General features: G+C 39.6%; 8 protein-coding genes and 1 other RNA gene. All 9 read right to left on the reverse strand.

Features of this window, described 5'->3' with window-relative positions; all coding sequences use genetic code 11:
• Positions 1-263: 263 nt before the first annotated feature.
• Entirely contained in the window at positions 264-953 is a 690-nt protein-coding gene (locus BLP54_RS04265) for a CvpA family protein (RefSeq protein WP_090167138.1), read from the reverse strand.
• Between the two features lies 1 nt (position 954).
• A complete protein-coding gene (locus tag BLP54_RS04270; RefSeq protein ID WP_090167140.1) occupies positions 955-2172 on the reverse strand; it encodes a DUF5711 family protein in 1218 nt (405 codons plus the stop codon).
• Between the two features lie 65 nt (positions 2173-2237).
• Complete coding sequence (gene glgB, locus BLP54_RS04275; RefSeq protein WP_090167142.1) at positions 2238-4133, reverse strand: 1,4-alpha-glucan branching protein GlgB; 1896 nt, start codon at positions 4131-4133, stop codon at positions 2238-2240.
• 33 nt (positions 4134-4166) lie between these two features.
• Positions 4167-6797, reverse strand: a complete 2631-nt coding sequence (locus BLP54_RS04280; RefSeq protein ID WP_090167146.1) for a hypothetical protein — start codon at positions 6795-6797, stop codon at positions 4167-4169.
• A 103-nt stretch (positions 6798-6900) separates the two neighbouring features.
• Positions 6901-8223 (reverse strand): AI-2E family transporter, encoded by a 1323-nt coding sequence (locus BLP54_RS04285; protein ID WP_090167148.1) that lies wholly within the window; start codon positions 8221-8223, stop codon positions 6901-6903.
• A gap of 17 nt (positions 8224-8240) precedes the next feature.
• Entirely contained in the window at positions 8241-10526 is a 2286-nt protein-coding gene (locus tag BLP54_RS04290) for a hydratase (protein ID WP_090167150.1), read from the reverse strand.
• Between the two features lie 21 nt (positions 10527-10547).
• Entirely contained in the window at positions 10548-11312 is a 765-nt protein-coding gene (locus BLP54_RS04295) for a hypothetical protein (protein ID WP_090167152.1), read from the reverse strand.
• Positions 11313-11350: 38 nt separating this feature from the next.
• Positions 11351-11552: signal recognition particle sRNA large type (gene ffs / locus BLP54_RS04300), an RNA gene on the reverse strand.
• 49 nt (positions 11553-11601) lie between these two features.
• Positions 11602-12141, reverse strand: a complete 540-nt coding sequence (tadA, locus tag BLP54_RS04305; RefSeq protein ID WP_090167154.1) for a tRNA adenosine(34) deaminase TadA — start codon at positions 12139-12141, stop codon at positions 11602-11604.
• Positions 12142-12181 lie beyond the last annotated feature (40 nt).

Here is a 12181-nt window from a genome sequence, read left to right on the forward strand (position 1 = left end):
ACATGTTTTAAAAACTTGTATTAATTCAAGGTTTGTTTCACTGTTCAGTTATCAATCTTCGCTTTGTTGTTGCTCTCAGCAGCAACTCGTTTATACTATCACGATATCAGCTTTTTGTCAACAACTTTTTTGATTTATTTTACAAAATCATTTTTTAGAAAACTCAGTGTTTTCTAAGTCGTTACCGCTTTTTGCGGAACGAATAGTATAATATCATCAGCAAACCTTTTCGTCAACACTTTTTTCAAAAAAAATTATTGTCTTTATATTCCGATAATTCTCTCAATTATATTGGCATTATATAACACTGTAAGTATAGGCTCTGCCTCTGTTTTTTCTATTATAAAGCTGCCCAGTTGTGTGGTGGGGAAACAATTAGCCAAATACATACAAACCCAGGTTATTAAAATGCCTTCTCCAAAACCCGCTAACACACCTAGAGAACGATTCACTCCTCGTATTCCCGGAACGAAACCCAAAAGTTCTATAGCCCTGCTTAATAAAAACAACGCAAGACTACCTGCTATTACACTAATAACCATAGCTATTCCATGTATAGCTGTTTCGCTTAACTCAGCTGATATAAATTGTATTGTGGTATCTATTGACGTCTGGATGGTTTCATCCAATTTTTCTTGCACTGATGCAGGCACCAGCTTCATTACAGCATCTTCTCCAGTGCCCTCTTCTTCCTGCTCTGATGATATGTATTTGTCTTTAAGATGAGTGACAATACTTTCCTGTACCATTGTTGGTATAGGAGTATTAACGTTCAAATAGTCAGATACCACCCCACATGCAAAATTCACGAAGCAAATTAAGAAAATCCATGAGACTAGCCCATATACTATTTTTAACATTCCCCTTTTTGCTCCTCGTATAATGCAAAAAAGCATTAATAATATAAATACCAAAAAAACGGGATTATTAACTATTCGATCAACATATGCCATATTACTTCAATCCTATCTCAGCTGTTTTACTTTCTTCTATTAAATAATATCTTCTGGAAGTAGCTCCAGGTATTACGCTATATACCTTTTCATCAAAAGAATATTTGAATTTCTCAAAGCCCTGTAAGTTATATATAGCTATATTGTTACCATCGCTAATGAGAATTTCATTGTTATCCATCAATGATACTTCTGTATAACTTTCATTGATCTCCTTGGTAGTAGTTTTAAGGCCATAGAGATTATATACGTTCAACTGATTTACAACAGTACCATCTTCCATTACTTCCTCGCAGACAAAGCCAAAATGGGTGTCATTATAGAAGATACTCTTCATCTCCTCAGGTACTGTAATTTCTTTGGCTACAGTGGCCCTGAGATTATTGTTGAATACAATTATTTTCTTATCTGCAAAAGCAATGGCTTTATCTTTATTCACAAACTCGATTTTAGGTATAATCGCCCCTATATAGGTATAGGTGGCAACAATATTATCTTCTTCCTCTCTTCCTTTGTCTGTGAAGTCATAAAATACAAGCTCTGAGGTGATATCACCTCCATTTACATTGATAATGGATAGCAATAGTTTTGTCGCATCGGAAGAAAGTGCCATTGATACAGGAAATCCTCTATTTTCTGGATGAATCTCGCCAGACACCAAAAGGGTTCCTGATTTATCGTACATCTGAATGTAGCTTGTGTTATTTTCCTGAAGCAGCAGGGCTACTGTTCCCTGTCCTGCTACTCTTGCGTCTATCACAGGTATATTGGTGGAAATTTGATTAATAAATCCCTTTGTTGAGAATATATCTACCTCATTTCCTTTCTTGTCAAAAGCAATAACATATGAACCACAGGTATCAATAGAAGGATTTATCATGTCATATGTATAGTTCCAAATAAGCGAACCATTATAGGCTGTGTAGAATATACCATCACCACTGTATTTTAAAAGGTTACCCTGAAAGCTACTGTAAATACTTTCACCAGTATCTACTCTCTCCCAGGTTTTAACCTCCTCAAAATCATCGTAGGTACTAATAATTTTAATCACAATTATCGCTACGATACTGAGTATTAGCAGAACAATCAGAAACATATACCTTTTCTTAGGAGGTTTGTAATCATCCTCAGGCTCCTGTCTCTTGAAAACAGGTACTTCCTGCTGTTCCTCGTCTTCAGTTGGTTCTGGTATTTTAATAATTTTAAAATCTTCCATTTATTCCCATCTCAATTCCCTAAAACTAAAGAAATGGGCTGCAGTCACAGCCCATATTTCTTAATTTAGTATGTAAATATTGCTACTTGGTATGGCGCAAGCGGAAAAGCGGCTGAATACTCTCTTCCATCACATTCCTCTCGTCTAGGAAGAATTACCTCTGGAATCCTTCCACCATTGCCGCCATATTCTTTGTTTTCACTGTCCAAAAGAAGCTTTAATTTTCTATTTATAGGAACGCCAACGCAATAATCCTCATATTTCATTGGTGTCATATTGATTACAAATAATAAATCATTCTTTCCATTCTTAGATTTGCGGACAAAGCTAAAAATACTTCTATAGCCATCATTGGCATTTATCCATTCAAATCCTGCCCATGACACATCCTGCTCGTACATAGCTGGATACTCTCTATAAATGTGGAGCAGCTTCTTAAACATTCTGGATACATGGCGATGATTAGGATTATCTAGAACATACCAATCTAACTCTCTCGCTTCGCTCCACTCTGTGCCCTGAGCGAAATCCTGTCCCATAAAGAGAAGTTTCTTACCAGGGTGTCCCATCATAAAGGCATATCCTGCCATAAGATTTTTATACTTATCAATCTCAAGTCCTGGCATTTTCGCCAACATTGAACCCTTAAGATGAACCACTTCATCATGGCTTAATACAAGAATATATCGCTCTGCTTCATTATAACTCATAGCGAAAGTCATCTTGTTGTGATTATCTTTTCTGAAATATGGATCCAGCTTCATATAATCGATGAAATCATGCATCCATCCCATGTTCCATTTGTAAGAGAAGTTTAGACCTCCATCTTCTACATCACCTGTAATCTTTGGCCATGCTGTAGATTCTTCTGCAATCATAACCACACCAGGATTACGGCCCCTAATGAGGGTGTTAATATGCTTAAAGAATTCTATAGCTTCCAGATTCTCGTTTCCACCATGCTCGTTTGGAATCCACTGACCTGGTTTCTTTCCATAATCCAAATAAAGCATAGATGCAACCGCATCTACTCTTAATCCATCAATGTGGTAGTGCTCAACCCACTGCAGAGCGCTTCCGATAAGGAAATTCTTTACTTCTGATTTTCCATAATTGAAAATCTTTGTACCCCAATCTGGGTGCTCGCCTTTTTTAGGATCGGCGTATTCGTATAATGGTCTACCGTCAAAATCAGCTAGACCATGAGCATCCTTAGGGAAATGAGCTGGTACCCAGTCAAGGATAACTCCTATGCCGTTCTTATGAAGGTAATTTATAAGGTACATGAAATCATCAGGTGTACCGTAGCGTGATGTAGGCGCATAATAGCCTGTAACCTGATATCCCCACGAACCATCAAATGGATATTCTGAAATACCCATCAACTCAACATGAGTGTATCCCATGTCTAATACATATTCTGTAAGGCTATGAGCAAATTCTTTGTAGCTATAAAAGCCATCGTTCTCCTCTCTTGGATGTCGCTTCCAAGAGCCTGGATGAACCTCATAAATAGCCAAGGGTTTTTCCCAAAAATTTCCACTCTTACGCTGCTTCATCCATGCGGAATCTGTCCACTTAAACTTAGTATTGTCGTAGAGAATAGATGCTGTGCCTGGTCTAAGCTCTGCGTAGGTAGCATATGGATCAGCCTTATACAATTTTTCTCCATTTTCAGTGTAGATAAGATATTTGTATAGCTGTCCTTCTTTTGCTTCTGGGACAAATGTTTCAAAGACGCCCTGACTCTCAGGTTCTACTCTCTGCATAAAATTTTTGGTCTCATCCCAGTTATTAAACTCTCCAATAACTGCAACTCTGCTGGCATGAGGTGCCCATACATCAAAATAAAAGCCATTTTCTTTACCCTTCTTTGCTTTGTGGGCTCCGAGCTTTTTATAGATGTCGTAATGAGTCCCCTGTCCAAATAAATAGCCGTCTAAGTCTGTAAAATTACTCATGCCTTTGCTCCCCTAATTATGTATTTTTATTGCTTAATCAAAATCCTTCTCTTTCAAAATAATATTGCCGTCACGGTCATATTTTGGCTTGTTAAAGAATCCACCTCTGGTAGATTTTTCTATAGCACCATCCATAATCTCTGCAACCTCTTTGATAGTTGTGGCATGATTATATCTACCAATGAGATTAATGCGGTTATATAAAGCCAAAACGCCCATGTCATCAATTGAGCATCCTGCCTCGTTTGCGTAAGTTCTTGCAAAAGAGACTAACTCGTCAATTGTGAAGGCAGGAATAACAATCTTCTCAGTAAAACGCTTTGCAAAGGAACTATCCTTTGCAAGAGCCTTCTCGATGCCTCTCTTGTTATCCTCGATAATAAGGATTGTACCAGTATTATCCTGCTCCATAAGAAGTGATAAGGTTACAGCTGTCTCTTTTGAAATATCTCCAGCTGTCTCTATTATCAGGCATCCTCCCTGAATCTTTGAATAAAGCTTCTGAATGTCTTTTTCATTAAGCTTTTCGCCGGAAATCTTTCCAATACCGCCCTTTGGATAACCTGTTTTCTTCTCTAATACTTTAATAATGCTGGTAGCCATCTGCGTCTTACCTGAGCCAGGCTCTCCAACAATTATGATATTGCCGCCGCTTAACTCTGGCTGCTTAATTCGGCCAACTGCCCCTGTAAGTACCTGTACAATACTTTCTTTCATACCGCTGATAGGAAGGAAGTAAGAGAAAGTCTCTAAATCCTCTGAGTCAAGATTGTAATCTGGTACTTCTTCCTTTATGACATTTGAAAGCACTTTTTCATCAACTAATTCTGCTATTTCCTGTGGTTCAAGAACGTTTTCAGAAATGATTGGAAGATCCTCTTCTACCTCAGAATCCATATAGACTTCTGATTCAGGATAAACTTCCGACTCGCTGATAGATGCGCTTGGCAACTCAGCTAATAAATCCTCTGGTATCTGAATAACTGGAAGCTCAATATCATCAATATTAATCTGAGCGTCCTGAATTTCTGTAGCCTCTTCTTCTGGCGCCTGGAACTCAGGCTCTTCCTGAACAGCAACATCCTCCCCATTTGTCAATCTGTCGATTTCCTGCTGCAACATTTTATTTACATCAGCAATCATCTCTGATGCTTCTTTTAAATCCACTTCTTCCTCTTCTCCCTCGTCTAATGTAGGTGGCTCCCAATTTGTTGTTTCCCCGAGAACCGTATCAGCAGCCTGAACAATTCCGCCAACTGTTGAAGCCGCAGTAGTAGCTGCCAATGCAGCGCCTTCTGCCTTAATGACAGGAATATCTACTGTACCCTGTACCAATCCGTCTATATCAAGCTTTGGAACTGAAAAACTTACTGTTTCCCCAGATGTCTCTTCAGCAGTTTCTGATTCAACCACCTCTTCTTCTACAGGTTCTTCAACTGCTGTTACGTTTGTATTTGCAAGGTATTCTTCCTTAAGCAAATCAGACGAAGTCATGCCTGAATTAAGCTTAGACATAGCTCCCTCAAGGCGATTAAGGACATTATTTGCCTCTCTAAGAGCCTTTGCTCTGGCGCTTTCAAGCTCCTTTTCCTTGGCATCTTCCATGGCAGCCTCTGCTGCACGCTTTGTCTTTTCCCACTCAGCAAGGACATCATCAATAGTCATCTGTCCTTCTATCTGTTCCTCTGTTTCTGTGCTTTCATCATCCAGTCTAAGAGAAATCTGTCCGTCGTATCCTTCCTCAAGGTACTGCTGGAAAGTGTCGTTTACTGAGAAAGTCACTGTTTCTTCCTCAACAGGCGCTGCCTCTTCAGTCACATGAAGGTAAGGAATCTCTTCAACAAGAGTCTTAATCGCATCGATGTTTTCTGTAACCTCACCTGTGTCAGTAGCCTTCATAATTTCGTCTATGTTTTTCTTAATCTCAGCCTGAAGATTGATGGTGTCAAATCTTTCTGGTCCTTCTGGGAGCTTGATATCTGCTATAGCTGGAAGAATCTCACTAGACTCTGCAACTGGCTTAGATGTGATTTCCACAATACCATCCTTCTTCTGCTGAAGGCTGCGATATTTATCCTCCTGAGCCTTATCAAGTGGCTGATAAAGCATTTTAAGCTCAAGCGCACGCTCTACTACTGGGCCGTCACCAAACCAAAGAATAATCTCATCACAAAGGCTGATACATTTATCTGCCTGATTTGTTTTATGGTATAAATAAGCAAGCTCATACGCCCACTCCTCGATAAAATCACTTTCCTTGAGCTGCTCAAGTATAGTGATAAGAGTGGCTGTATCAGCACCTTTTGCTGTATTAATATTATATTTCAGGATATATTTAAGACTATCATGAGGAGCAATCTGCACGAATTCATTGTAATATTCCTGAGCTTCGTCTAATTCCTTTAATTTGATGGAAATCATACAAAGCTTGTACAGAATCATCCTTCCGATAGGAGAACGCTCATGGGCAAGCAAAAGTAAGTCCCTGGCCTCATCAATTTTTCCAGCAGCCTCATATGATTCGCTACCGGCAATAAGGTCGTTAATATTATGGACTTTTCGCCAATTTATTGTATCAGCGACTGCCATTGCATCTGCGAATTTATTTTTTGAAACGAGATTCTTCATCTCTTCAATTATGTTTCTGTATTCCATTTTTTCCACTACGTTATTCTCCAAAACTACATACTTATAGTTATAAGAATTTTATCATACGTTTCTTCTAAAATCAAAAAAACTGGGACTTAAAATCCCAGTTTTTAGATTATTATTTTGTTGATTTTTTTCTAATCTTAAGTCTGCGTCTGCGTGCCTTTTTTTCCTGGTCATGAAACTGTGAATAAGGTACCAGCACATTATTTTCTGTATCTATATGATCTAAAGAAATGTATTCCTCTGTCTCCTCTGGAAAACCTCGTTTTATAACAAGAAAGCGAGCCAGCTTACCTGTTATATAATAAATTATTGCGACGATAGGAACAGCTATAACCATTCCCCAAAATCCAAAATAGCCTCCACCAAGGACTACAGCAAACACCACCCAGAAAGAAGATATCCCAGTGGAATCTCCAAGTATCTTTGGGCCGATAAGATTACCATCTATCTGCTGCAGAATAAGTATGAATATCAGGAAATATATTCCCTTCTTTGGCTCTGTAAGAAAAATTATCAGTACAGTAGGTATTGCCCCGATATAAGGACCAAATACAGGTACGATATTTGTAACTCCGATTATTACAGATACCAATATTGGATATGGCATTTTCATAAACAGGCAGCCAATATAGCAAGTGATTCCAATTATGATGGAATCAATCATTTTACCAATGATAAAACCATAGAAAATGTCACCAGATTTTCTACTAATTTCTAAAATGATATTCGCATAATCTGGTCTGAAAATACCGCAAATCAATTTTTTTGCCTGTCCCTTGAAAACTTCCTTTGAAAGAAGAACGTAAATCGAAACAAAAGCACCAATAATCAGGTTAATAAAGATTTTACCGATTGAGAGTACACTAGATGTGATAGTTGTCATCATTTTAGACTCGTCATAATCTATGTACTCTTCCAATAAGTTCAGACCTTCTTCCATAAGATCACCAATCTTATATTGCTTGGCCTGCATAAGCGCGTCTTCGAATCGACCCTTTGTTACATAATTACAGTAATCAAGCACCGCTGCCGCCTGATAATCGATATGATTAGCCAGGTAAACTATGGTGTTAATAAGATTAGGCATTACAGTAGCGATTATGTAAATAACTACTCCCATAAGTATTACAAGGGAGATGATTGAAGATACCAATCTGCTTGCCCTTTCAGCAGTCTGTTGATTTTTCCAAATCTTCTTAAAGGGCTTATCAAGCCATATCTCTAAAAATGTCATTATTGGATTCATGAGAAAAGCCATGGCAAATCCCATGAAAATCGGCTGAATTACCGCGAGAAGGTGGTCTATGGCCAGAGAAACACTACGGCTGTTTTTCAGGAGAAAATAGAAGATTATGATTATGAAGGCTGCATACACATACCCCCTCATCTTTTTCCTTCTAAGTTTTTCCTCTAATTCATAGCGATCCTCTGGCATATTCCCCTCCTAGATAACTACTGTCTGTTGTAGTTTATTAAACATCCCTTAAGGATGATTTCTCTCTCATCATCTGTGAGCTGGCCTAATGTCATTTCGAATTCCTTAAGACCATCTTCCTTAACAACATAAGCCTTGATTGACTCTGCCTTATTAACAACCGCATCCTTTATTCCAGGGATAAAGAGGAAATCAAGATTCTTGAATGGAAGCTCTCCCTCTGGAATAACAAATGGAAGCATACCCCAGTTAATAAGGTTTGAACGATATCTCTTAGTAGCATATTCGTTGGCAATATTTGCCCATCCGCCAAGCACCTTCTGGCATGATGCTGCCTGCTCTCTTGCTGAGCCATCACCTGGCTTTACAGCAAAGATTGTTGAACCAACTCCGAAGTTGTCATGGTTGATATCTGGATATGTCTCCTTTACCTTGTGAACAATCTTCTTTAATTCTGGTACTGCATCTCCAGCACACTCACCAGCCTCTAAAGCCTTCTGTGCTTTCTGGATATTTTTTGCTCTTCCTACGTACTCAGGATCCTTTCTTGACAATGTAAATTCTGCCAATCCAAGTGGATTAGAGCGGTAAGAAGATGTCTCTCCTGAAGGGATGAGCTCATCTGTGGTTGTAACAGGGTCGTGGATTTCTGATACAACTTGAAGGAATAAATTCTCTGGGAGAGCACTCATTTTTGGCCAATCCTTAATGTTTGGACCGAAGTGAATCTCTGTCTCAGGCTCTGCAACACCGTGTGAGTCAAATACGCGGTTTGCATAAATTCTTCCGTCAAAGTGATATTTTGGCTTGCTGAAATCAACATCAATATCAGTAGCTGCTGTAAGATAACCCTTGTTTGCTGCTGTAGCTGCAATTGAACGAGCATCCATAAGAGCAACTGATGCAATCTGACCATTCTGAAGCTTAGAACCTTCACGGTTAGGGAAGTTTCTAGTAGAGTGGCGAATTGAGAAGCCGTTGTTAGAAGGTGTATCTCCAGCACCAAAGCAAGGACCACAGAATGCAGTCTTAACAATTGCTCCTGTGCTCATAAGGTCTGCAACTGCACCATTCTTAACAAGCTCCATATAAATTGGAGTAGAAGCAGGATATACAGAAAGAGTAAACTCATCTGGACCAATGCTTGTTCCACGAAGAATATCTGCTGCATCGCAGATGTTTTCAAAGCCACCACCAGCACAGCCAGCGATGATACCCTGGTCTACATATAATTTGCCATTTCTAACCTTATCCTTGAGAGAAAACTCTACCTGACCATCAAGAGAAACCTTTGCTCTCTTCTCACAGTCATCAAGAATATCCATAAGGTTAGCGTTTAATTCCTCGATTGTGTATGTGTTGCTTGGATGGAAAGGCATAGCAATCATAGGCTTAATCTCATCAAGATTAATCTCAATCATGCCATCATAGTAAGCAACCTGTCCTGGATTAAGCTCCTTGTACTCTTCCTTACGACCATGAATCTCATAGAATTCCTCTGTCTTTTTATCTGTAGTCCAAATAGAGCTAAGGCAGGTTGTCTCTGTAGTCATAACATCCACGCCAATTCTGAAATCCATAGAAAGATTTGCAACACCAGGTCCTACAAACTCCATAACCTTGTTCTTTACATAGCCCTTATCGAATACCTCTCCGATAATAGCAAGAGCAACGTCCTGAGGACCCACGCCCTTTCTTGGAGTTCCTGTCATGTAAACAGCGATAACTCCTGGCATTGCGATATCATAAGTCTGATTAAGAAGCTGCTTAACAAGCTCTGGGCCACCTTCACCCATAGCCATTGTTCCAAGAGCTCCGTATCTTGTGTGTGAATCAGAGCCAAGAAGCATCTTTCCGCCACCAGCCATCATCTCTCGGGCAAACTGGTGAATAACTGCCTGATGTGGTGGAACATAGATTCCGCCGTACTTCTTAGCGCATGTGAGACCAAACATGTGGTCATCTTCATTTATAGTACCGCCTACTGCGCAAAGTGAATTGTGACAGTTTGTAAGGCAGTATGGGATAGGAAATTTCTCAAGGCCTGAAGCTCTTGCTGTCTGAATAATTCCTACGTAGGTAATATCATGGCTAATTAGCTTATCGAACTTAATCTGAAGATTGTCCATATTACCAGAGGTATTATGATCAGCTAAGATTCCATATGCCATTGTAGCCTGATGTGCTTGGTCTTTAGTTACATCGAGGCCTGTTGCTGCTTTAATAGCGGCAGCTGCCTCATGACCGTCTTCTACGATCTGTGTGCCATTAACTAGGTAAACTCCGTTGTTGTAAAGCTTCATTCCTTATTCTCCTTTTTGTTTCTAGTGCTTTTTTCCAAAAAGACCTCCAAGGCCTTTTTTTCCAGGTTTCTTATCCTCGTCTTTTGACTCTTCCTCCTGCCACTTAAAGTATTCGGCATCCAAGTCTTCAGAGGAAATCTCATTCTCCTCCCCAGATATATTACTTGCACCAAGGTCTTGGTCTTCATCTATAGCAATCCCTGCCTGTGCAAAGTATTCCTTGTTAATTCGAATCTCAGGTGCAGCATATTTTGGAGCATCAAAGTCATCCTCTGAGCCCTCCGCTTTTTCCCTGAGTAATCTCATGTTTTCTTCGTCAATAAGACGTAAGTATTTCTGTGTATCTATTAAATCATTAAGATGACCCTTAAGTTCAAGCTGATTTGTCTTAACTGCTTGAGTCTCCTCTTTAATTTTTTTGATGGTATCCTCGTATATTTTTGTGAAAGCTTCCTGAGACTCCTTTAAAGCCTCCTGAAGATTATCAAAAGCATTGTCTGTATACATGATTGAAGCGGCATAAATATCTTCAGCTTTTCTGGTAGCTTCAAAGACAATATCATCGCCCTGCTTCTGCATCTCACGATTAGCTTTATCACGGCTCTTAACGGTAAGCTCGTATTCCTCCATCATATCGTACATGCAGCTGTTTAAATCCTTAAGCAACTCCATCATGGCATTCTTGTCCACGATAACGTTTTTTGTGCTTCCTTCATATGGCTGTGCCTTTGAAAACAACACGTGCATATCTCTTAATACTTTTTCGGTTCTGTCCTGAGCTCCCATATTTTTCCCTCGAAATTTTAAAAAATTATATAAAAATACCGAGCCGCTACTCATAGATATCAATTGGTAGCCACCCTGAGGGCACTCCCTCCAGGCAACCCCGCGTCAGATGAGCGGGCCTACTTAGTGCTGCTGCATTCCTGCCCTGACACGATTCATAGGTGCCCATTACGCAGGACCCAAAGATCAGCATACCACCAAGGTAGCCGCCAAATGATATCTATATTTTGCTATGCTCGGAGCCTTTATTCTATGAAATAAAGGCGCTTTTGTCAACCAAATACCTTTATTACATTAACTGATTTTTTTGTTCGCGAAGTTCTTCAAAGAATCTAGTCATCATTTCTTTGCATTCATCGCCTAATACATTGGTCTCTAAATCGCATACGTGATTGAATTGATGCATCTGAAGAATGTTTAAAACTGAGCCTGCACACCCTGCCTTTGGATTCATTGCTCCAACCACTACACGTGGAATTCTAGCCTGTACTATTGCCCCTGCACACATCTGGCATGGCTCAAGTGTAACGTATAAAGTGCAATCCTCCAGTCTCCAGTCACCTGTCTTTTTGCAGGCTTCTGAAATAGCCGCAATCTCGGCATGAGCAAGAACGCTCTTGTCTGTGTTTCTGCGATTATAGCCCCTGGCGATAATTTTATCATCCTGAACTATTACACATCCGATAGGAACCTCGTTTATGTTGTAGGCTTTCTTCGCTTCTTTGAGGGCCTGTTCCATATATTTCTCATATGTCTTTAGGTTTTTCTTTTCAAGCTTTTCTGCCTGTTTTTGTATTCGTCTCTCCTGACGCTCTTCTTTTGACATCATGGAATTTTCCCTCCTGTTTTGCTATACTTTTTACTATGAA

It is taken from the genome of Pseudobutyrivibrio sp. 49, from assembly GCF_900100545.1.
Classification (GTDB): domain Bacteria; phylum Bacillota; class Clostridia; order Lachnospirales; family Lachnospiraceae; genus Pseudobutyrivibrio.

Bases quoted from the DNA above. Each gene is read 5' to 3' on its own strand.
- BLP54_RS04265 (WP_090167138.1), bottom strand. From the start codon at position 953: ATGGCATATGTTGATCGAATAGTTAATAATCCCGTTTTTTTGGTATTT.
- BLP54_RS04270 (WP_090167140.1), bottom strand. From the start codon at position 2,172: ATGGAAGATTTTAAAATTATTAAAATACCAGAACCAACTGAAGACGAG.
- glgB (WP_090167142.1), bottom strand. From the start codon at position 4,133: ATGAGTAATTTTACAGACTTAGACGGCTATTTATTTGGACAGGGGACT.
- BLP54_RS04285 (WP_090167148.1), bottom strand. From the start codon at position 8,223: ATGCCAGAGGATCGCTATGAATTAGAGGAAAAACTTAGAAGGAAAAAG.
- BLP54_RS04290 (WP_090167150.1), bottom strand. From the start codon at position 10,526: ATGAAGCTTTACAACAACGGAGTTTACCTAGTTAATGGCACACAGATC.
- BLP54_RS04295 (WP_090167152.1), bottom strand. From the start codon at position 11,312: ATGGGAGCTCAGGACAGAACCGAAAAAGTATTAAGAGATATGCACGTG.
- tadA (WP_090167154.1), bottom strand. From the start codon at position 12,141: ATGATGTCAAAAGAAGAGCGTCAGGAGAGACGAATACAAAAACAGGCA.